This window comes from Eubacterium ramulus (assembly GCF_045002895.1).
Taxonomy (GTDB): Bacteria; Bacillota; Clostridia; order Lachnospirales; family Lachnospiraceae; genus Eubacterium_I; species Eubacterium_I ramulus.
In genome coordinates this window covers 3,114,669-3,137,338 of record NZ_CP173382.1, presented here as the reverse complement: position 1 = coordinate 3,137,338, position 22,670 = coordinate 3,114,669, and the positions used below count along the sequence as shown (strand labels likewise).

Sequence of the window (22,670 nt, the reverse complement as noted above, 5' to 3'; positions counted from 1 at the left end):
GTGTTACCACTCCAGCAGTTTGGAAAGCCGCAGTAACGTCAGACGGTTTCTGACGTATGGGCTGCTCTGCAGCGTCAGTTCTACTTTTTCTTTGTCGATTCCAAGGTTAGATATCTCATGTACGCAGCCTGCATCATGCAATTTTGCATACATATCGTCAGCATCCGGGAGGTCATCGATGAGATCTTCGATCTCCGGAAGCTGTTCTTCCAGTTCTTCCAGATCGATATCCTCCAGTGGATTCGGCGTATTCTCTGTCAGAATTCCTTCCAACAGACCTTTTTTACCAAATGTATGTTCCAACAGACTCATTTCAAGTCCTTTGGCTGTTTCCGATTTTACAGTTACATTTTTATGTCGGATGGCATATCCGAGCTTTTTATAATAATCCGTCACGATCAGAAGACCGAGGCCTACCTGCTCACCATGCAGCGCATTGGTTTTCTCATTCAGCACATTCAGATCCCACAGATGAGATACCATATGTTCTGCTCCTGATACCGGGCGCGGACTTTCCACCATCTGCATGCACAAACCTGACAGAAGCAGGGCATACATCAGCTTTTCGATGGCATCTTTGTCTCCAAAACGGATATCTTCCAGTACCCGGCTGACATCGCGCAGTGCCTTTTCCAACAGATCGCATACTTCCTCACAGATGTACTCACCGGTAACGAGATGTGCGATCTTCCAGTCAAGAATGGATATATACTTTCCCAGAAAATCGGATACACCGGAAGCGGTAAGCCGCGACGGTGCTGCACTGAAAATATCGGTATCTGCCAGGATCCAGCGCGGAGACACACCGGCAACGGTCCTCTTCAGCCCATCCCAGGTCAGTGCCGCCACATTGGCTGCATAACCGTCCACACTTGCTGCGGTTGGTATAGAAACAAACGGGATATCGTACTCGGTCGCCGCATAGCGGGTCAGATCATGGATCGTTCCACCGCCGATCGCCACCAGCACATCCACAGAGACACTGCTCAGTCCTCTGTCACAATAATCCAGCTGTTTCATCACTTTGTTTACACCACGGTTGTCTGCCTGAAGTCCTTCCGGATTCAGTTCAATGACCGGATAATCTTTAAATTCTTCCTCTAAAAACGGTTCCGCCGCCGTCCGCGTATTGCTGTCACATATAAATACCGGATTCTGAAACTCTTCCAGAATCTCTTCCAGTTGGCTTACTGCTCCGGACTCGATGACGATCTTCTCCACATCGATGTTATGTTCCATTCCGCAGGCGCACGGCTCTCTTAACTGCCCAAGGTCTACGTCCATCTATCTATCTCCTTCACTTTTCTGCACTGATAGTTTTCCCACAAAACAGTAGTTTGGGTGAACTATGTTTTTTCACAATTATCTCTTATTTTCTCACATCTTGCGTTAGAACACAATATCTATTTTTGATTTTTCAAAAATCCCATCAAATTGCAATCCATGTAATCAAGTTTTGGGTGTTTTGACACCAAAATCATATGAAACAAAAAATACCGACAAATCAATGTCGGCATTTCATGTTTATAATTGTATACTTGCAAAAAGGATATCCTCTTCCGTCAAAAGCCTCATTTCAGTTTCCCGACAGGTAAACAAAAAGATCTGATTTTCCTGTTCCGCCAGCCACCGCAGCGTCTGACGCAGCCGTTCTTCATCATAGTTTGCAAAGGTCTCGTCCAAAAGAAATGGCAGCGGTTCTTCCTTCATCAGCATATGCCCCGCCGCCATCCGATAAGAAAAATACGCCTGCTGCATCGTTCCCTGACTGTATGCCTCCGGGGTACGCTTCTGCAGCTGCTCTGCCAATACGATACCTTGTCCATCCGTCACCTGCAGCTGCTCATGTACATTTCCCGTAATCTGCGCCAGAATCTCTGACATTTCTTTATCTAATGTATGTTCCAACGTCTTTGACATCCGGGCGGCAAGGCTGGACATGGTTTCCGCTGCCAGTTCCAATGCGTCCCTGTCTTCACGGGCATGCTGCTCATCCAACGTCTCCTGCTGCAATTCAGCCACCTGTTCTGTCAGATTTTCCAGTTCCACTTCTTTCTCCTGTATCTGGCTTTGCAGCTGATCCCCGGAACCTTCCTGCCGGGCCGCCTGAAGCTGGAGTGATTTTTTCTGATCCTTCAGTTTCTGCAGCTGTTCTTCCAGAGTAGATTTCTGCTGACAAACACGCTGTAACTGCTGATCCGGGGCAGCTTTCCTTCCCTCCCGCTCCACGGACTGTAAATTCGCCCGGTCATTTGCCCGGCTATCTTGCTCCCTGTGATTCTGCACAGAGTCATTTACGCTTTGTCTGTGTTTCTGTCCAGAGTCAGCCGTTTTCTTCTCTCTGCTTTTACGATAGGCTGACACAAGCCCGGCCAGGATCAGAATGATACAGATAATATTCAAAGCCGGTGCTATCTTCTGAAATCCATCCATGGCAGACCTTAAAACAGGGGCCAGAATCAGACCCGCCACACCGATCAGCAAAAGCGGTGAAAATCCTGCGTTTTTACCGGATTTCTGCTGAAGTGCGTCCGTTTTCTCCTGCTCCCGTCGAAACTGCTCCCGCTTCCATTGTTCCCGTTCAGCCTGCTCCCGTTTCCATTGTTCCCGTTCAGCCTGCTCCCATTCCAACTGTTCCTGTGCTACCGCGCTCTTCAGCTCCTGTTCCCGCCGGCAGACCGTCTGATAAGCTGTCTGTACCGGTTCCATCTGCTGCTGTAGCGCTCTTACCTGCTCCTGCACCGTACCCTGCTGCGTACTCTGCTTTTCCTGCTGCGCTTTCAGCCCGGCGATATCACGTTCCAGCACCTGTTGGTTTACTTCCAGCTGATGGATATGCGACAGCCGTTGCTGTTCCAGTTCTTTCCGGGTCTTCTCCGCATTTTTTCGTTTCTGCTCCAGTTCCTGCAATGCCTTCGACAACTGAAAATCCCCACTTCCGGTCTGTGCCAGATTGCTGCGTTCATCCTCTAAAAGTACACCAAGTTCCCTCCCCGGAAGCAGCTGTTCCTGCCCGATACAGCAGGTATTTTCATAGGCTGCTGCACTGACATTACCAAGCAGCATGTCCAGATCTCCGTATTCCACAGAAAGTTCCTCACCGTCCCGGATGTTCACCAGCCGCGCACGTTTTTCCTTATAATAAAAATTCCGTTCCAGCAGAAACTGCTGCCCGGTCTCAAACATCATGGAACCGTAAAAATAGGCCGGAGTATCCCATGGTTCATACCGGTTATAAGTATCCAGCGTCTTTCTCACCCTTGTTTTTTCCAGGCCAAACAGCATCGCCTTCAGAAACTGCATCAGGGTGCTTTTGCCGGATTCATTGGCTCCGTAAATAACATTGATCTGTGGTGCAAACTGATACTTCTGATTTTCCAGTTTTCCAAACTTTCCTATGTTCGCCTCTCTGATAATCATCCTATGTCTCCTGTCCTTCCCCCATGGCATTCAGCATGGCCTGCACACCATAATACAATGCTTTCCTTCCGGATGCCGCATCCGGATACGCCTCCAGTGTCTCGATATACTGCGCCAGAAGTGTTCCATCGTATCGCTGTTTCAGCTGGTCAAACGGATAATCCGGCTCGGTCTCATCCACGACACGCACCACCCGGTTCAACTGCGCCAGTTCCTGCACCGGCAGGACAATATCCGCATCCCGGTATCCACGCAAAACCAGATGGGAAATCTGATAGGGCGCACGTTTTGCCAGCTCCTGCTGCGCCAGTCCCACCATCGCATAAGCGGACATCTCCGGTGTCACCGGAAGTTCCTGCCGGATATATTCACACTTTTTGATCGGATAAAAAGAAACCCGGCAGCCGGCCTCCGTCAATTCCCCTATCCAGAAACCGTGGGGGCCGAAATCATTACAGTCTGTCGGCTCCAGGGAACCAGCCATTACCACCCGGTTCGGGATCAGCTGCGCCGCCTTGTGGATATGTCCAAAAGCTGCATAATCATATCCTGCTGTCAGTTCATTTGCCCGGAACGGATGATGCCGGTCATCGCCGCCGTGTCCCAGCAGAATCTGAAACTCTGAATCCATCTGCCGCTGATGTTTTCCATACACCGCTCTGTCATCTTCCTTATCCCAGAAGCTGCAGCCCCATACCGTCGTATGGATCCGCTCCAGATGCACCGGTGTGAGATCTTTATTTAAAATAAAATGCACATTATCCGGCCACGCAAAGGTGCGGTAATAAGACTTCGGATGCAGATAATCATGGTTTCCCGCGATCAGTACAATCTCTGTGTCCGGTATCGCAGCAAATCCCGCTGCCACTTCTTTTAATTCACGCTTTAATGGCTGTCTGTGAAACAGATCACCGGCGATCAGCAGCAGATCTGCCTGTTGTCTGCGAGCCTCCTCCAGCACCATATGAAAACTGTTCCAGATATCCTTGCCCCGTTTCTCACTCCAGGGCATTCCCGCATCCGGGGTAACTCCCAAATGCACATCTGCAATATGTATGAACCTCATAATTTCCTCCATAATACAATCTTTTTTCTCACCGCCGGAAAAAGCGGGAGACCTCTCTTATCTGATATATTAACACAAGCACCAATAGGTACTCAAATACTTCTCTGTATTGTCGTAATGTCTTTACCCTCATTTTAATCAACTTTATAATGGCATTGAAGATTATCTACAATATCAACAATTGATTATCAAGCAATGTTCGCTAGCGAAACATAGAACTTTCTTAATTTGGTAAATCGGACATTCACAATCCGCTTTCGTTACTTTCGTATTCTGTGGTAAAGCGGACATTCGCAATCCGCGTTCGCTACTTGCTCCACCGGTTCTGATCCATAAATTCAAACTAGATAATCCGGAAAGCATCTCGCAGATATTTGAAATAAGCTATGAAGCTGCCAGTTATGCTCACGATTATTACAAAAAATGGCTAAGATTTGGTGGTAATGATTATACCGATTATGAATCTCAGCTTCTTCAACTCTTTGACCAGGCAAGTTAGATAACAGGGAGGTGGTTGCTTTGAATGTAAAAAATAAAACGTATTAAAAAGCTGTTGGCGCAGCAATCTAATACGTTTTATCAGTGGGTATGCTATTCGCATTTCTCAATCAAAATGAGTATAGAATATCCTTTCCGCAGGCGCAATTCGCAAATTATACAAAAAAGAATTGCTTAACACATGGTTCCTCCGATTGGAGGGGAAAGGATTTTTAACAAGAGCTAGCAAGAATTCTCCTCGTATTATATAGTAGTAGTTTTTATAGACCCTCTCCAAGGTCTTTACAACTATTAGGTCATAGTCCATTCTTTACCTCTTCTGTAGGTTCGGCTATGATATATAAGATGCTGTGGATTGGTTTATTTCTCCTACCACTTGATGGTTTTAGGAAGGCTCCAACCACAGTCTCTTTGTTCATTTGTTAATCAGTTAGATACCGCATGACGGTTTATTTAGAACGAGGTTACAATCGCAAGGAGCACCCTGTGGTTTTAAAACAGCATTCATACATTTAAAGGAGATTTATTATGATTTACATAGGAATTGATGTTGCAAAGGATAAGCATGATTGCTTTATCACAAACTCTGATAGCGAAGTGTTGTTTAAAGCATTTACCATCGCCAACAACTTAGATGGTTTTAATGATCTCTATCAAAAGATTGAATCCGTTATGGATGATGTGACAAAAGTAAAAGTAGGACTGGAAGCCACTGGACACTATAGTTACAATCTCCTTGGATATCTCATTGATAAAGGTCTGCCCACCTATGTTATCAATCCGTTACATACAAATCTGTACAGAAAAAGTCTAAGCCTTAGACAGACGAAAACGGATAAAGTAGATGCCCGCACGATTGCTTCCATGCTCATGTCTGATGTGAACTTAAAGTCCTACTCAGACACATTTTACCACAACGAAGAGTTAAAGTCATTAACTCGTTATCGTTTTGATAAAGTAAAAGAACGTGCCAAGCTGAAAACTTCCGTTTCAAGACTGGTCTGTATCTTATTCCCTGAATTAGAAAAACTTGTACCAACACTTCATATAGCATCTGTTTATGCATTGCTTTCTGAATTTCCCAGTGCTAAACATGTAGCCACTGCACACCTTACCAGACTTACAAATCTTCTTTCCGAATCTTCCAAAGGTCGATATGGTAAAGATACTGCTATTACTTTCAGAGATGCTGCAAGAGCTTCTATCGGCTCAAATATGCCAGCCAAATCCCTTGAATTGAAGCACACCATCAAACTTATTCAGGAACTTGATTCAGAGATTGATGAAATCGAAAATGAGATTAAAATCATCATGGATGAAATCAACTCTCCAATTCTTAGCATTCCCGGAATCAACTATCGCATGGGAGCTATGATTATTGCCGAGATCGGTGATTTCAATCGTTTTGATTCTCCTGATAAGATCTTAGCTTATGCCGGCTTTTCACCATCAACATATCAATCCGAACAACTGGATGGTGCCTACGCACATATGGAAAAACGTGGCTCCAGATACCTGCGATACGCTTTGTATAATGCCACCAAATATGTCTGCCACTGGGATCCAACATTTGCAGCCTATCTTGCTAAAAAACGAGCGGAAGGTAAGCATTACAATGTTGCCATATCACACGCTGTAAAAAAATTGGTTCGAGTGATTTATCATCTTGAAAAAACAAAGCAGCAATACATAAAAGTAGCTTAAATCTTTCTAATTCAATACTCTTTTTTTGAGCACCTATCACGATGCTCTTTTTGTCATGCAGTTTTCAAGGTTCAAGGAACTCTAATTGAGTTCCAAATATATCTAAAATACATTTCTGTACTTTATTCAAAAAATATCATTTTAAGGCTTGACTTTTAATAGTTAGTCTTCCTCTACAGGTGGGAGATGAATTGCAAAATAAATACAGCAAATACAGGCAGAACACTTGTTCTGTTTAAAGGGATATAGTATAATATAATCAGTCGAAACGATGGAAAGCGAGGCTGATCATATGGAAAAAATAACTCATAACATAGCTTACCGTTTTCGTATATATCCAAACCGAGAACAGGAAGTCCTGCTCGCAAAAACATTTGGCTGCTGTCGTTTTTTATATAATCAGATGTTGAATGATAAGATACGGGAATATGAAGCATCGAAAAAAATGCTGCGAAATACACCGGCGATGTATAAAAAAGCATATCCATTTTTGAAAGAAGTGGATTCCCTGGCACTTGCAAATGTGCAGCTGCATCTGGAAAAGGCATATAAGAATTTTTTCAGGGATCCGAAGATTGGCTTTCCAAAATTCAAATCAAAGCACAGAAGCAGAAAGAGCTATACGACAAATGTGGTCAATGGAAATATTCAGGTAGAAGATCATCGGATAAAACTTCCAAAATTGAAATGGATCCGTATGAAAAAACATCGGGACATTCCGGCAGAATATTGCCTGAAATCCGTAACAATAAGTATGGAACCGTCCGGAAAGTATTATGCAAGCCTTTTATATGAAAAAACTGACTGTGAAAACCAAGCAGAAGAATTTGATTATGAAAATGCAAAGATACTTGGGATTGACTATGCAATGCATGGGATGGCTGTGTTTTCTGAAGATATACAGAAGGAAAATGAAGGATATTTCAGAAAAAGTGAGGAGCGGCTGGCAAGAGAACAGAGAAAGTTATCCCATTGCGTGAAAGGAAGTAATAATTATTACCGACAGAAAAAACGTGTTGCATTATGTCATGAAAAAATCCGAAACCAGAGGAAAGATTTTCTGCATAAACTGAGTCATGAAATAGCAGAGGCATATGATGTTGTTGCAGTAGAAGATATTGACATGAAAGCAATGAGCCAGTGTATGCATTTTGGAAAAAATATCATGGATAACGGTTACGGAAAGTTTCGGGAATTGCTGGAATATAAGCTGACATGGAGAGGAAAGAAATTGGTACGTGTAGACCGTTTTTTCCCTTCCAGTAAAAAATGCTGTAAATGTGGCAATATAAAGAAAGAACTGAAACTTTCGGACAGAGTATATCTTTGTACATGTGGAAATCGGATAGACCGGGATCTGAATGCGGCAATCAATATACGTGAAGAAGCACGTCGTATGTTGTTAGCAGGATAGATGGGAAGTGTCTGTATCCAGACAATGAAAATATCCCATAACTGGGTAAAAATGAATCGCGGGGCACGCGAGGATAGCTTGTAGATACTTGGCTCAGTAGAGCCATTGAGCAAGAAGCCCCCACTTCAAAATCTGTGATTTAAGTGGTGGGAGCATGTCACTATGATTAGTAGCACAAGTAAATGTATGCGTAATGACCAGCTGTTCATGCGTAACGAGTACGATGGTCGTGGAAAATGGAATATTCCACTAGTAAAAAAAACAGGCACTCAATGTCAATAATCTGTCACTGATCGCTTGTTCAGACACTAAATCAAATGATTCCGCTGTAAATACACAGAATGGTGTTCATTTTTTCGTTGATGATTACAGATTTAACGGAATTTATAACAATCCTGAAAAATCTCTGGCAAAATACTCTCAATATGCTTTTCTTCTAACACCAGATTTTTCTACTTATGCAGATATGAGCTTATGGCGGCAGATGGAAAGCGTTGCAAAAAACAGATGGTGCGGTGCTTATTGGCAGAGTAAAGGATTAACCGTTATTCCTACAATCAGCTGGAGTACACCAAGCAGCTATGACTTCTGCTTCGATGGTGTTGAAGATAACTCTATTGTTGCTATTGGAATGATTGGTTGCAAGCAGAACCGGCTTAACTTCATGCGTGGATACTATGCCATGTTAGAAAAAATTCATCTAGAAACTATTATTTGTTTTGGAACACCCTTTCCAGAAATGCAAGGAAATATTGTCACTGTAGACTACCGTTCCTCTCGAAAGGTGGTGCGTTAATATGGGCGGACGTGGAACTTTCGCTGTGGGAAATAAAGTCCCTTATAGTTATGAAACAGTTGGAACAATTGATGGAGTTAAAGTATTACAGGGAACTTCCGGAAAACATGGATTACCTGAAGAAGCTCATTCGAGCGTTGCCTATATCAAGCTCAAGCCAGATGGAACATTCCATGAAATGCGTTTTTATAATGAACATCACTATTTAATTACGGAAATCGCATATCATCCTGAGCCAAATTTGAATAATGGTAATCGTACCGAAAATATTCTCCATGTTCATGAATATCCTCAACAGGATAATTTTCGGATACGCCCTGCTCATCGAATTACAAAGCAAGAATACGAAAAATACAAAAAATTCTTTAAGGGGGTGCCTAAAATTGAAAAATGGTGATGTTCGTGAATTTGTTGACCACATTCATTACGGTGATGAACTATGGTTTCTCTATGACGGAAAAAAATACTTTCTGGAAGGATGGACGAATAACGGCAATCTTGATCTTTGCTTATACGAAATGGCAGACAATGGAGAACAGCATACCTGGAAAGGGAATACAACACATTATCCAGTTGAAGCATTCTTAGAGGCTAAAATCTGGAACGGAAAATCTTTCTGGGATGTCGAGCAGGATATGGAATGGGCAGATGACTAAACAAAGGAAGTGCCGAGAGCGATTAAACTTTCAGCACTTCTTCTTTTTATTTTTATAGAGTCCCGTTTCATAATTTATGCCGGAACACACACAATCACACGGAAAATGTCTTACTGTTCCACCTGTTTCGCCAGGAACAGTGCCGCAGCTTGTGCCAGTTTTCCCTGCAGTTCCCCGACACTGTCCTTATCTGCGCCGTTGCACAATGCCACCGCGCCGATGGCATCCCCTTCACAGATGATGGTTGCCAGTGCCTGGGTCTGATATTGCATGGCATCGTCAAGGGTCAGTTTCTTGCAATTTTTCTCCTGTGCATCCGCCACCTGACAACCTCTTGCTTCAATAAACTGCTCCATTTCCGGGCTGATCGGTTTTCCATCATAATTCTTTTTGCCGTTTCCCTCCGCTGCGATGATGTGGTCACGGTCCATGACACATACAAGGCTCCCTGCTGCTTCCGCCATGCTTGTGGCATACTGAGCGGCAAATGTACTCAGCTCCCCGATGGGGGAATATTTTTTCAATACAATGGCTCCGTTCTGTTCCGTAAAAATCTCCAGCGGATCTCCCTCCCGGATGCGCAGCGTTCTGCGGATTTCCTTTGGCACTACCACGCGCCCCAGATCATCGATCCTGCGCACGATTCCTGTCGCTTTCATATCGTAAAAACCTCCTGTTTCCTCTTCTCAATTACCAGATTTTTGTTGTACATCTAGTATGTGGAAGCAAAAGGTTGATTATACCATAAATTTTTTCACATAATTCCGCTAAGATATCGCATTTTCTTTCATCCTGTTTATGGCACTATCTTACAGCACTTACCTTACGCCTGCTTATTGTAAAGCGGACATTCGCAATCCGCTTCGCTACTTGCTCATGAACGCAGTTCCGCATGGGTGCGGTGTACATGCCGCCGCACGAAGTAGAAGCAGATCACCTGCATCACGATCGTAAGGATCCAGGATGCCGGATAAGAGATAAACAAGATCGCCAATGACCTGTGCTGTGGGAAAATACCATAAATCCAGACAATACGGGTACCTACCGTTCCGATCACGGACAGAATCATCGGTACTGCTGAATGTCCCATTCCACGCAATGCTCCCGGAAACAGATCCATAAGACCACATAAAAAATAAGTAACTGTGGTATACAAAAGGATTTCCATCGCACACTGGATAACCGCAGGATCCGTAGTATAAATCTGCAGGATTTCCGGACCAAAAACATACACACCAACGCCCAGTGCCAGCGATACGCTGACGGACAAAATAATGCAGTCACGTAGCACCCTGTCCATCCGTTTCAGTTTTCCCACACCATAATTCTGACTCGTAAAGCTCATACATGCCTGTGTCACAGAGTTTACGGATACATATAAAAATCCAAACAGATTATTTGCGGCTGTATACCCGGCCATGGCTGTGGAGCCAAAAGAGTTCACCGAGGACTGCAGCAATACATTTGACAAGTTGATGACTGTACTCTGGATACCTGCCGGGATACCAACCTGAAAAATCTGTATCATGTATGCTTTTTTGATCTTCAATTTCGAAAAACGCAGCTGATAACTGCTGTCTGATTTGTACAGACAGCGCAGAACCAGCACACAGGAGATCATTTGGGAAATCACCGTTGCAATACCGACACCTGCCACACCAAGATCAAATTTAATGACCAGCACCAGATTCAACACTGCATTGGTGGAGCCTGAGATCAACAAAAAGATTAACGGCCGTTTCGTATCACCCACTGCGCGCAGGATCGCAGCACCATAATTGTACAGCATAAAAAATGGCATGCCGCAGAAGTAAATCCGCATGTACAGTGTGGATAACCGAATGACATCATCCGGTGTCCCCATCAGTTCCAACGCGCCTCTTGCAAAAAGCACTCCAATAAAAGCCATTGCAATACCACTGATCAGAGCCAGTGTAATGGCAGTATGTACGGTCTCTGACATCTCCTCATCACGGCCGGCAGCATAAAACCTTGCCCCCAGTACATTTGCTCCCAGAGAAATCCCGATAAATAAATTCGTAAACACTGCGATCAGCGCAGTGGTCGAGCCTACTGCTGCCAGTGCCTGGCTCCCACTGAACCGTCCAACAACAATAATGTCAACCGCATTGAACATCAACTGCAGGACGCCTGACAGCATCAGAGGCAGTGCAAAGGAAATCAGTTTGTCCATGATGGAACCATTGCACATATCAATCTCATATTTATTCTTCTTCAATTTTTATTCTCTTCTTTCTAAACCTTTATAAACCTTAATCATTATACTTCCAGATCTGACCGGATCGCCCAGCGCATTTTTGTGGAGCGGGCGCGTCCGTTCTGTGCACACTCCTGTGCGGACGGCCGGATAACATCTTTTGCATAATCTGTATAAATGCCGGACTTATATCCATCCTTCAAAGCTTTTTTCACCAGACGATCCTCTCCGGAATGAAAAGTCAGAATCGCCACTCTGCCGCCTGGTTTTAACGCACCCGGAAGTTTCTCCATGAATTCATACAACACTTCAAATTCACGGTTTACATCGATACGAAGTGCCTGGAACACACGCTGACAGGTCTTTTTCACGGTATCTTTCCGCTCCTTCTCCGGCAGAAATTCCAGCGTATTTTCAATCACCTGACGCAGTTTTGTCGTAGTATCGATCCGATTGCCCCGGCGGATTTCTTTCACAATAGCCTCCGCAATTTCCTCGCAATACGGTTCATCCGAATTCTCATCCAGCATTCCGGCCAGTTCTTCAACAGAAATAGTATCAAGACGTTCCGCTGCACTGATACCTTTCTCCTGGTTCAGACGCAGATCCAGTGGTCCATCCACTTTATAAGAGAATCCCCGTTTTGGATTGTCGATCTGCATGGAGGAAACGCCCAGGTCTGCCAGAATAAAATCAAAACCTCCCACTTCCTTTGCGATCTCGTCAATCGTACAGAAATTCTGCAGCTTTACTGTCAGCATATCTTCTCCGAATCCCTGTTCCGCCAGACGCTTTCTCGTCTTGGCAGACTCCTCCGGATCCACATCTGTGGCATACATATGTCCTTCACCCTGTAAGCATTGCAGCATAGCTTTTGTATGACCGCCATAACCTAATGTAGCATCAAATCCCACCTGTCCCGGTTTAATCTCCAGAAAATCCAGAATTTCTTTTACCATAATGGAGATGTGCATACCAGCCGGCGTATTCCCCTTACGGATCACATGTTCAACGGTGTCCTGATATTTTTCCGGCTGAAGTTCTTTATATTTTTCCTCGAATTTTTTCGGATATTTTCCTTTGTAACGCACACGCCGTTTGTGCGGTGTCTGTGCCCCATTTTCCGTATGTTCCATAGAAAACCTCCTCTTTCACTATTTTTTCTCCAGTATCTGTTAAGCAAGAATACCGAGGCATTCTTGAATTTGTGTCAATCATTTTTATTATACCCAAGACAAATCAGCAAATCAAGGGCAGCCTGTGCACTAAAAATGGCAGTAAAAGGATTTCACTTCCTTTCACTGCCATTTTTTTTTTCTGCATTTTAAGCAGAATGTAGACTTACAGAAGTTTTACTGTGCAAAAGTCTCCAGGATCACATCCGTTGCTGACGCACCGCCTGGTCTGATCACAGATTTTTCCGCTTTTTCTGTAATGTATGCTTCTACATCCTGCGCATTGGAATAATCCTTACTGTTTCCGATCATCTGATTCATCAGCTTCGTCTGCAGATTTGAATACCAGTAACTGTAATACTTGCTAATATCATATGCAGTCAGCCCGTAGCTGTCTGTGGTATCTGCGCTGTCTGACTGCGCATTATTTTTTTCTTCCATCTGCGCTTTCAGATCTTCAAAGGTATAATCCTCTGTCACCTTCCATTCAACCGCCAGATGCTTGATGGCATAATTTTCCGTCAGATCCTGCGAGATGATCGTCTCCAGCTGCTCTGCCGGCACCTTTCCGTCGATCTCCTGTTCCCAGAAATCCGGCTGGTTCACCTGTTCTGTGGTATAGCGCATCAGAATGTCATTTTTATGGTTTTCTGCCAGCAGGACATACTCTTCCACAGAAACTGCGTCGCCATCTATATAGCAGACAACATCGGTATCTGCCTGTGTATTCTCCGCCCCGGCTGAGACTTCCACCGAAACGTTTGTCTGATCATTCTGATCTGTGTTCTGTGTTCCACATCCTCCGACAAAAGCCATTGCGGCAATGAGAATCCCCATTGCCGCAAAGCCTGCCGGAATCATTTTCTTTCTTCCGAACATATAAAACTCCTGTTTGTTACTGCCAGATTTTTTTATTATGCGGTAATTACTTTTCCACCTTCTACACGGTAAGTTACTCCGTAATAAGCAGCATACCCGTTGTAATTGAAGTTGATCTTGCCGCCTTCTACATACCACCAGCCGTACTCGTTGAGTGCGAGTCCTGTGTAGTTGAAGTTGATCTTGCCACCTTCGACTCTCCACCAGCCATACTCATTTGCTGCGAGTCCTGTGTAGTTGAAGTTGATCTTGCCACCTTCTACATACCACCAGCCGTACTCGTTTGCTACAAGTCCTGTGTAGTTGAAGTTGATCTTGCCACCTTCTACATACCACCAGCCGTACTCGTTTGCTGCGAGTCCTGTGTAGTTGAAGTTGACCTGACCATTCTCTACATACCACCAGCCATACTCATTCTGTGCAAGTCCGGTTGCGTTAAAGTTGATCGCACCGTTCTCTACATACCACCAGCCGTATGCATTCTGTACCAGTCCTGTGTAATTAAAGTTAATCTGGCTGTTTTCTACATACCACCAGCCATAAGTACTGTCATTTACAAGACCTGTTACATTGAAGTTGATCTGACCGGCTTCTACATACCACCAGCCATATTCATTTGCTGCAAGTCCGGTATAAGCAGTATCTACTTTACCGTCTTTGTAGTAGAACCAGTTGCCGTCTTTGTCCATACCGAGACCATCTGCCGGTTTTGCATCTTCATCTGCTTTCTTAACAGTTTCGTTTGCTCCGATATCCGGTGTGCCGTCTGTCAGTGCATTTCCATAGTAGTCAACAGATGGGATTTCTGCTTTGTTTGCTGCCAGCTCGCCGCCAAGTGTATCGTCGGTGTAGGACGGAGCTTCCGGAATTGCCATACCTGCATCTACAGCCGGTGATGTCTTTGCAATGCGGAATCCTTCTGCGGTTCCCAGCGTTGTCTTGCCATCTGCCCAGCTTCCTGCTGTGTAATCTGTCACATCTGCAAACTGCGGATCTGCATAAACTGCATGTGCATCGTTTGCCAGAGCCTCGTATACTGCCTCAGCACTTCCGTCACTGCTGTATACCAGGTTGTTGGAGTAAGTGATACCCTCTTTTGTGCTCATGCTGTCTGCTTTTGCCGGTCCGTAGAAGATGTTGTTAAATACAGATACTTCTTTGATATTCGGACCTTCCCAGTAAGAATCCGGTGTCAGTGACATTGTATAGCCACCGTTATTCTCCCAGTAAATGGTATTGTTGTAAATCTGAACACCGAGAGAACCATATTTACCGGTACCCATACGGATCACCGGTGCACCGTCGTATTTACCATCATTTACGCTGACATTGTAGCGTGCGATGTTATTTACGGTTGCCCCCGGTCCCGGGCAGAGCATCAGGAATCCACCCAGGTTGTCATGGCTGTAATTGTACTCGTATACACAGTTCTGTACACCATAGTCAAAGTCAAATGCCATGCTGTCGTTTCCAACTGCGGATCCAACGGAATGTCTGGATGTGTTGGAAGCTTCGTTATAACGGAATGTTACATTGTTGCTGTCCCATGACCAGATTGCTGCATGGTTCGGGTTTGCACTGTAATTCCAGCTGCTGTCTGCAGAGTTGTCAACCAGGTTGTACTCTACCATTGCATCTGTGGTGTTGATCGGTACAATACCGTCACCTGCAACATCATGTACATAGTTGTTGCTGATCGTCACATTGCTGCTGCCGATCCATTTGCTGTTTCCTGCATTCTGATATCCGGTATCACTGCTTGTTCCACCTACCAGTTTGCGGCTTGCCCATACGCTCTCCATGTAGATTGCTTCGTGGCATACATTGTATACTTCATTTCCTTCAATGGCAAGTCCTGTGTAGTAAGACTCTACGGTACCGGTATGATTGCTGCCGTTTCCTGTCACAAGAACGATCAGTCCGCCTGCGCCTTTGTCTGCGCCACCGGCCATCTTACCATTGACATCATGGATCTTATTGTTACGGATGGTTACGTTTGTCAGTTCACCGCCGTCACGGTTCTCTACTACGAGACCGGATAACAGTTTGCTGCTCTGTTTGTAGCTTCCGATTTCTCCTGCGGAGAGATCCCAGTTTGTGATCTCAAGGTTTTCAATCACGATATTCTGGCTGTTTCTGATATGAACAGCTGCCAGATCTTCCTTGGTAGAAGCGGACCAGTTTGCTCCGTTTCCGTTGATGACAGGTTTTGCACCCTCACCGTAGCTTCCGATCACGATCGGAGCGTCTGCGCTGCCGATGGCATTGTCGATGAACAGCTGCTCACCATTCCATACACAGCCTGCTTTCAGTAAGATGCTGCCGCCTGCTTTCAGCTGACGGATGGAGGACGCTTTTGTCAGTGTCTTCCATGCTGTCTCCGGTGTGGTACCATCGTTTGCATCATCACCGTTTACAGCGTCTACGTAGTACGTTACATCACCCGTTGGCTCATGAATGGAGATCAGTTCGCCTTCAGCTGCGTTTACTTTTGCGATCATCTCGCGGATATCGCGCTGTTTTGTTTCATTTGTTGCATTTGCTTTGAAGTCTTTTGCTTCTTTTACAACTGCCTGGAATGCACTCCAGGAGTCTGCTGTCCAGTCAGCCTCATTCAGCTGGTCTTTCTTAGCGATAACTGCATCGAAATCTGTCCAGTCAAGTTCACCGCTCTGTACATCATTTGAAATGATACCGATCCAGCTTAATACCGGATCACTTCCGGATGCTTTGCTGATAGTTACAAGGATATGATCAGAACCTTCCGGAACGGTTACATCCACACTGCTTCTGTCCTCTGTCTTACCGGAGGAAAGGCTTGCGCTGCCTGTGCCGAGCTCTGTCTTTTTGCCATCAGCATCTACAGAAGAAACTGTGATCTTGATACCTCTGGAGCTGCTCCACCACTCATGGAATCCGGTTGCTACCGTATAAGTACCCGGTGTCAGTTCAAAACCGTACTCGATCTTGCCGCCGCTGGTTGCCCACCAGCCGGTATCGAAGAAGTCGCCGGATCCTTTGGATCCCATATCCTGGGAACTGCTTCCGCCGGATGCACCCGGTGTACTTGTGTAACCCCATGTTACGCCATTGTCATCACCGTATGCCTGATCGGATACCATGTTCTTCAGGTCAGTTGCTGCTGCTGCAAATTTTTCATAAATAGAAGATGTATTATCTCCGTTTGTGTAACAGTCTGCGAAGTATACCAACGATTTCGGACAGCAGAATACCTGAATGGTAAATTCTCTGTTCAGATCTTTCAGTGTACCTGTTACTGTTACATAGCCAAGTGCCGTCTCACCTGCGGACTCGTCTACGGTCCAGGTTACTTTTGCATCTTTTACTACTTTTGTACCGATTGTTACATCAATGGTTTTCGGTAATGCTGCTTTGAGTGCAGTCATATTTTCAACGGTCTCCGGAAGCGCTGTATTGATAGAGATCGCACCTTTATCTTCCAGTTCATCCAACGTCCAGTCTTTGTAATTCTTGATCGCGATGGTATTGTTGGCACCGAATTCAATCGGAAGCCATACATATCTGGAATCGCTCAGATCTTTTCCGTTATCCGGATTGTACCAACGGTCACCCATGTAGATGAATTTGCCGTTCTCAGCATCTACCGGAATCACGCATGTACTCTGTGTCTCAAATGTATTGTTGGCGGTATCTCCGACACACGGATTACCCATGTTGGTCCACGGTCCCAGCGGGCTGTCTGCGACTGCATAACGTGCCTGGTTCGGAGCCCATCCGGTACAACCGGATGTGATCAGGTAATATTTACCCTGATATTTGAACATTGCCGGAGCCTCTCTGGAATCGGTACTACTGATACAGAAGTCTTCTCCCAGAACCATCTCATCTGCGTCTTTTGCAAGACCTGTGTAAGTGTCATTCAGTTTTGCGATGTACATTACCGCATTACCCTCGGAAGAGTACATTACATATGCGGTTCCGTCATCATCCTGGAACAGGTTCATGTCTCGTACATGTCCGCCCACGGAATCAAATCCATGATTGCCGTAATCACTCGCCAGCATATAGCTGCCTACCAGTTTGTACGGTCCGTTGATGTTGTCTGCAATTGCGATACCTGCTTTTGCTTTTGCGTAGTTGGAACCGCTGTCATCAGAATACGGACTTGTTCCGTCTGCATGGAACCAGATCACATATTTGCCTGTTTTTTCATTATAAAGCATCTTCGGGCGTTCCATAACGCATCCCTCTGCCCAGAGATCTACATAAATGTCTTTCTTCTCATCATCGCTGAGATCACCGTACAGATTCTTGAAGTAATTGTCTGTCTCGAACTGGTCATAATTGTCCATTGTTCTTAAAACAACGCCTTCGTCTTTCCAGTTGTACAGATCTTTGGAGGAGTACATATGTACACCCGGCATCGGTCTGTAACCGTTGGTTCTGTCTTCACCGATCCAGTAGTAAGTATCACCGATCTTCTGGATCTGTCCGCCATGAGCCTGAACCTTTGCACCGTTGTTATCGTAGATTCTTGCTGCATTGGTACCTGTGATGGAATCATAGGTCTCAAAATGAGCTTCTACCAGACTGCTGTATGCTTTCTCAATGGCTTTCTTTGCTGCTGCAATTGCATCTGTGTCCGCAGAATTTTCATCAATGAGTTTCTGTGCATCTGCAATTGCCTGATCAAATGCTGCTTTTGTTGTAGTGGTATAATCTTTACCCGCTACTTTTTCAAGATATTTCTGAACGGTTACTTTCAGAACTGCCAGTGCATCTGCCTCACTGCCCGGAATCGCTTTTACAATGATGTAGTTTACGATCGGGTCATCACCGGCTTTGGAACGACTGGTTGCCTGAACAAATACATTCAGTTCACCGTCTGTTACGGTCACCTTATAAGTGCCTTCAAAATCTTTGGCTGTCAGTCCGGATTCTACTTTTTCACCTTCCAGAAGGATGTCTTCTGTCTTGGTTCCCCACTGATGCCATGGATTGTCGATACCTACGGTTACTTCATAATTGCCTTCCGGCAGCTCGAAACGATAATCAATACCGGATTTTCCTGCTTCGTAAGTGATTTTATCTGACTGATAACGGTAAGAGCCTTTTAATGTAGTGTCACCGCCTCTTGCTGTTGCAGTATAAGCAGCATCCTCCACATAACCCCAGCTATATCCTGTGTCAGAATCTTCTGCATAAGCCTGATCCAGACTGCCCTGGTATAATCCCATGTTGGAATCAGCCGGAACAGAGGTCACATCAGAAGTACCTGCGTTTGCCAGATACAGCACATAATTGTTTGCTGCGATCTCAGCATCGCTGAATTTCTTTCCGCCGGACTTGCCGCATACGGTAATCCAGTTTACGATTGCCTCGTTTCCTGTTACTTTCTTAACAGTGATGGTTACTTCTTTTTCTTCATCCAGAGTAATCTCACCGGATGCAACACCTTTTGCACCTGTCAGATTCAGATCTGCGAGTTTCTGTTCTTCACCATCTACAGTGTAGTATACCGCACTCTGTCTGGTTGCATTCCACTGTGCCCACAGTTCGTTGGAACCTACCATGATGGTATGTGTACCTGCCGGAAGTGTCACAGTGTACTGTACACTTGCCTGATACCATGCAGCTGCATAGGAATCAGATGCATTTTCACTGTTATAAGCATTATAGCTTCCCAGGTAACCCCAGGTATTGTCGTCTGTCTTCTTCTGATCTGCAACCGTATTTACCATGGATTTGATACCTGCTGCCTGCAGATTCTTGAATGTCTGTGAATCGTTATTGTTACAATCGATCATATACTCGATGTATTTCGGCACTACCTGAACAGTTGCGTTTGCCTGTACATCGCTGTATCCCTCTACGGTACCAGTCAGATTCAGGTAAGTATATGGAGTTACGCCAAAGTCAACACCCTCCGTGTTCCATGTAACGTTTGCTTCTTTGGCTGCTTCTCCGCCTTTCTCTGTCAGTGTCAGAGTCTTAGGAAGAGATAATGTTCCATCCGGATAAGCGAGACCGGATACCGGCTCTACCGTATAGTCAGATGCCGGCTTGTATACTTTCAGTTCGGAAAGGTTGCAGGATCCGTTTGCATCTACTGCGTATTTGATATAGCGGTAGGAAACCGGTTCTGCGCCTTCTTTGTAAGTATTGAACTCGCTGTAATATACCATGGTGTCTTTGTTTGCAGCCGGTGTGGACTCAATGGTATATAACTCTGTCCAGTTTTTACCGTCTGCGGATCCATAGATTACAGCTTCCTCGCAGCGGCTCTCATAGCCTGCACGCGGTGCGTAGCTTACAGCTGCGATCGGCATCTCTGTCTTGAGATCCAACGTAACATATCCGTTTGCAACACCATCAAAGAATGTGGAAAAATTATTGTCAACAACGTTTGTTCCCACATTTGTGGTTCCGTTGTTCCATGCTGCACTGGATGTAACCTGATCTTTGTTTACGATAATCTGCTCAACATCGATCGGCTGTACTTCCGGCACTTTTTTGATTCCATCCACACCTTCAATTGTGTATGTTGTGATAGAATTTGCTTTCATAGTGGCAGTAAAATACATGTTCTGTGTATCAACTGCAATGTTGTCGGAATCTGTTACATCTGCCCAGTGTTCACCGTCTGCCAGTGTTCCGCTGGTACGGATGGCTGTAATCTTACTGCCCATAGTCTCGAACCTGGACAGATCAAATTTCCATGTCTTGTCAGAATCAGATGTATTGGATGCAACAACGACTACTTTCTTACCTGCCTTATCATATGCAGCAAGTGTCGTACCTGTCTTGTTGGTGCCGATAATGGTATATCCCGGACGGATATATCTGGAAAGCTGTCCGTATGCATAATATTTCATACTTACAGTGATGGTTTCATCATCATGATTTGCTGCTGCAAGTCCCCAATATCCGTTGGATGTCGTGGATTTCCATGATTTCTCCAGGGCTTCCATAGAAAGGAAATCATTCGCACTTCCTTTGTTTACCCAGGACTGACCATATTCACTGCTGTCTGCATGCATATCGATGGCATTCCACAGAATCCATGCGGAGCATTTCAGACCGTTTACTTCTGTCATCATTGCACCGGCCAGACCAAGTGCTGCGCTCATCTCGCCAGCCTTTGTACCTGCGGTATAAGATCCGTCAACCTCGGACATCCACAGGTTTTTACCCTCAGACTGTGCCAGTGCACTCAGATCTGATAAGGAACTTCTTGTGTATGTATGGGTATCGATTCTTCCCAGAACGGCTTTTGCTTCATCGCTGAGCTTGTTGTAGGAATCGATCTGTCCACCCTGTCCGCCATTATATCCGCTGTTTGTCTCGTCTGTACCGGAAATAATGATGTTGATGCCTTTGTTCTTTAACTCCTCATTCAGTGCAACCAGGATCTTGGACTGAGATTCGCCCTGGCTGAAGTGACAGCCTTCCTGTTTGTTGCTGTTTGCACCCCAATAGTTGGTTGCCGGCTCATTCATCGGATCAGTACTCTGGAATGTGATCACACCTTCCTTGTTCCAGTGCTCGATAACGTCTGCCATATAAGCTGCAAATGCATGGTAGGAATCCGCACGTAAGTTGTCTGTGTTAGAATTTGTATTTCCTGATGAACAGCCGCTGACTGTCATAAAGTATGGCGGCGAATTGGAAAATGCTTCCGCAAGGAAATCCTCTCCACTGGCTTTTGCAGCTGCTTTCAGAACGTTCATCTGATTCTTGTCTGCATCCCAGTCATAGTTCCATGCATAGCCGCATTCTGCATCTGCACGGTCAAAGTTTTCTGTATACCATGTAAGGTCATGTTTGCTCTCATCAATCTTTGTTACGTCTACTGCGTATCCCGGAACTCCGCTGTCTGAGCGGATAATATGTGCAGCATGTTTAAATGGATCTGTCTCCGGAAGAACACCTTCCTCACCGGATTTGATCACTGCCATTTTTACAAAATCAAGTGTCCAGTCTGCCTGACCTGCAATATTGATGGTGTTTTCCCCCGCATTTAATGCAACATCAGAAAGTGTTACACAGAACAGCATGCAGTGGCTGGAATTGTTGGTACCCTCAGCGATGATACTGCTGTTGATAGTATCTTTATCTGCCACGTAATCTGCCTGGCTGTCTGTTCCGGCATTCACACGGATAGCCACATCACGAGTATTTGTACCTTCCAAAGTAAGAAGCAGTTTTACGGTATAGTTTCCTGCTTCGTTTGCATTTACCTTATACTGCAGATTATCTCCGCTGCCGGGAGTATCACCCAATTTGTTGATCCATCCAAGTTTGGAGAATTCTCCAACTGCGGTACCTTTTGTAATACCAAAATCTGCGTCGGATGCAGAATAGGTCATACCTGCCATTTTACTGTAAGTCTCAACCTTTCCGCTGGTTCCTGCATAGGTATAAGTGCCTTCTGTCAGATCATAAAAGCTTGCTTTTTCATTGACTTTTACTTCTTCGGAAGTTGTGTCTCCGATATCGTCACCGCCACCTACATTGTAGCGTCCGATATTCATGTTTAATCCGTCTTCGCTGAAGAAAAGCTTTGCTGCTTCATTCGTCAGTTTTTCACTGTAACCAATGCGGTTTGCCCACCAGCAAAGCGATGTACCCCAGCCCTGAAACTCGCCAAGTCTGTCACTATTTGTGTCGTTAAATGTCGATGCCTCAGAAGGCTTCAGTCTTACTGTGGAATCCACTGCAACGGTCTGTGCTTCTTCTGCATGTACATCCAATGCGCTGATCGGAACACTAGTCACAACCATTGCGGCTGCTGCAATAAGACTAATGAATTTCTTCATTTTCCTCATGATTCTCTCCTCCTCTTTTCCTCATGCTGTGATG

The 22,670-nt window shown here is 45.0% G+C and carries 13 protein-coding genes; 5 read left to right on the top strand and 8 right to left on the bottom strand.

The genetic code is table 11. From position 1 onward, the window contains the following. Positions 1–3: 3 nt before the first annotated feature. From ACIRUQ_RS14530 to ACIRUQ_RS14520, 3 genes are all read right to left on the bottom strand, one after another. Complete coding sequence (locus tag ACIRUQ_RS14530; protein WP_021738021.1) at positions 4–1,284, bottom strand: sn-glycerol-1-phosphate dehydrogenase; 1,281 nt, start codon at positions 1,282–1,284, stop codon at positions 4–6. Between the two features lie 240 nt (positions 1,285–1,524). Beyond that, on the bottom strand, positions 1,525–3,420 hold the full coding sequence (locus ACIRUQ_RS14525; RefSeq protein ID WP_055290727.1) for an ATP-binding protein: 1,896 nt from the start codon (positions 3,418–3,420) through the stop codon (positions 1,525–1,527). 1 nt (position 3,421) lies between these two features. After that, complete coding sequence (locus ACIRUQ_RS14520) at positions 3,422–4,486, bottom strand: DNA repair exonuclease (RefSeq protein ID WP_055290730.1); 1,065 nt, start codon at positions 4,484–4,486, stop codon at positions 3,422–3,424. 1,026 nt (positions 4,487–5,512) lie between these two features. Here ACIRUQ_RS14520 and ACIRUQ_RS14515 point away from each other — a divergent pair. The 5 genes from ACIRUQ_RS14515 (at position 5,513) to ACIRUQ_RS14495 (ending at position 9,554) form a co-directional block, all read left to right on the top strand. Then, positions 5,513–6,688 (top strand): IS110 family transposase, encoded by a 1,176-nt coding sequence (locus ACIRUQ_RS14515; RefSeq protein ID WP_055290734.1) that lies wholly within the window; start codon positions 5,513–5,515, stop codon positions 6,686–6,688. A 292-nt stretch (positions 6,689–6,980) separates the two neighbouring features. After that, complete coding sequence (locus ACIRUQ_RS14510; protein WP_404856504.1) at positions 6,981–8,102, top strand: RNA-guided endonuclease TnpB family protein; 1,122 nt, start codon at positions 6,981–6,983, stop codon at positions 8,100–8,102. A gap of 283 nt (positions 8,103–8,385) precedes the next feature. Next, positions 8,386–8,898 carry a DUF4417 domain-containing protein gene (locus ACIRUQ_RS14505; protein ID WP_341437617.1) on the top strand — a complete coding sequence of 171 codons (513 nt, stop codon included), beginning with the start codon at positions 8,386–8,388 and terminating at the stop codon, positions 8,896–8,898. 1 nt (position 8,899) lies between these two features. Further along, entirely contained in the window at positions 8,900–9,295 is a 396-nt protein-coding gene (locus ACIRUQ_RS14500; protein ID WP_055289942.1) for a hypothetical protein, read from the top strand. Continuing rightward, positions 9,282–9,554 (top strand): hypothetical protein, encoded by a 273-nt coding sequence (locus ACIRUQ_RS14495; RefSeq protein ID WP_055289940.1) that lies wholly within the window; start codon positions 9,282–9,284, stop codon positions 9,552–9,554. Before ACIRUQ_RS14500 ends, ACIRUQ_RS14495 begins: the two co-directional genes overlap by 14 nt. 110 nt (positions 9,555–9,664) lie before the next feature. On the opposite strand, the gene ACIRUQ_RS14490 is transcribed toward ACIRUQ_RS14495, so the two are convergent. The 5 genes from ACIRUQ_RS14490 to ACIRUQ_RS14470 form a co-directional block, all read right to left on the bottom strand. Then, positions 9,665–10,213 (bottom strand): stage V sporulation T C-terminal domain-containing protein, encoded by a 549-nt coding sequence (locus ACIRUQ_RS14490; RefSeq protein WP_022035943.1) that lies wholly within the window; start codon positions 10,211–10,213, stop codon positions 9,665–9,667. A 215-nt stretch (positions 10,214–10,428) separates the two neighbouring features. Further along, the gene (locus ACIRUQ_RS14485) at positions 10,429–11,793 is read right to left on the bottom strand and encodes an MATE family efflux transporter (RefSeq protein ID WP_341437608.1); all 1,365 of its coding nucleotides are present in this window, start codon (positions 11,791–11,793) and stop codon (positions 10,429–10,431) included. A 41-nt stretch (positions 11,794–11,834) separates the two neighbouring features. Further along, complete coding sequence (gene rsmH, locus ACIRUQ_RS14480; protein ID WP_021738026.1) at positions 11,835–12,908, bottom strand: 16S rRNA (cytosine(1402)-N(4))-methyltransferase RsmH; 1,074 nt, start codon at positions 12,906–12,908, stop codon at positions 11,835–11,837. Between the two features lie 216 nt (positions 12,909–13,124). Beyond that, positions 13,125–13,826, bottom strand: a complete 702-nt coding sequence (locus tag ACIRUQ_RS14475; RefSeq protein ID WP_055289938.1) for a hypothetical protein — start codon at positions 13,824–13,826, stop codon at positions 13,125–13,127. A 35-nt stretch (positions 13,827–13,861) separates the two neighbouring features. Beyond that, on the bottom strand, positions 13,862–22,636 hold the full coding sequence (locus tag ACIRUQ_RS14470) for a family 43 glycosylhydrolase (protein WP_055289937.1): 8,775 nt from the start codon (positions 22,634–22,636) through the stop codon (positions 13,862–13,864). Between the last annotated feature and the right edge of the window lie 34 nt (positions 22,637–22,670).

Bases quoted from the DNA above. Each gene is read 5' to 3' on its own strand.
- ACIRUQ_RS14530 (WP_021738021.1), bottom strand. From the start codon at position 1,284: ATGGACGTAGACCTTGGGCAGTTAAGAGAGCCGTGCGCCTGCGGAATG.
- ACIRUQ_RS14525 (WP_055290727.1), bottom strand. From the start codon at position 3,420: ATGATTATCAGAGAGGCGAACATAGGAAAGTTTGGAAAACTGGAAAAT.
- ACIRUQ_RS14520 (WP_055290730.1), bottom strand. From the start codon at position 4,486: ATGAGGTTCATACATATTGCAGATGTGCATTTGGGAGTTACCCCGGAT.
- ACIRUQ_RS14515 (WP_055290734.1), top strand. From the start codon at position 5,513: ATGATTTACATAGGAATTGATGTTGCAAAGGATAAGCATGATTGCTTT.
- ACIRUQ_RS14510 (WP_404856504.1), top strand. From the start codon at position 6,981: ATGGAAAAAATAACTCATAACATAGCTTACCGTTTTCGTATATATCCA.
- ACIRUQ_RS14500 (WP_055289942.1), top strand. From the start codon at position 8,900: ATGGGCGGACGTGGAACTTTCGCTGTGGGAAATAAAGTCCCTTATAGT.
- ACIRUQ_RS14490 (WP_022035943.1), bottom strand. From the start codon at position 10,213: ATGAAAGCGACAGGAATCGTGCGCAGGATCGATGATCTGGGGCGCGTG.
- rsmH (WP_021738026.1), bottom strand. From the start codon at position 12,908: ATGGAACATACGGAAAATGGGGCACAGACACCGCACAAACGGCGTGTG.
- ACIRUQ_RS14475 (WP_055289938.1), bottom strand. From the start codon at position 13,826: ATGTTCGGAAGAAAGAAAATGATTCCGGCAGGCTTTGCGGCAATGGGG.
- ACIRUQ_RS14470 (WP_055289937.1), bottom strand. From the start codon at position 22,636: ATGAGGAAAATGAAGAAATTCATTAGTCTTATTGCAGCAGCCGCAATG.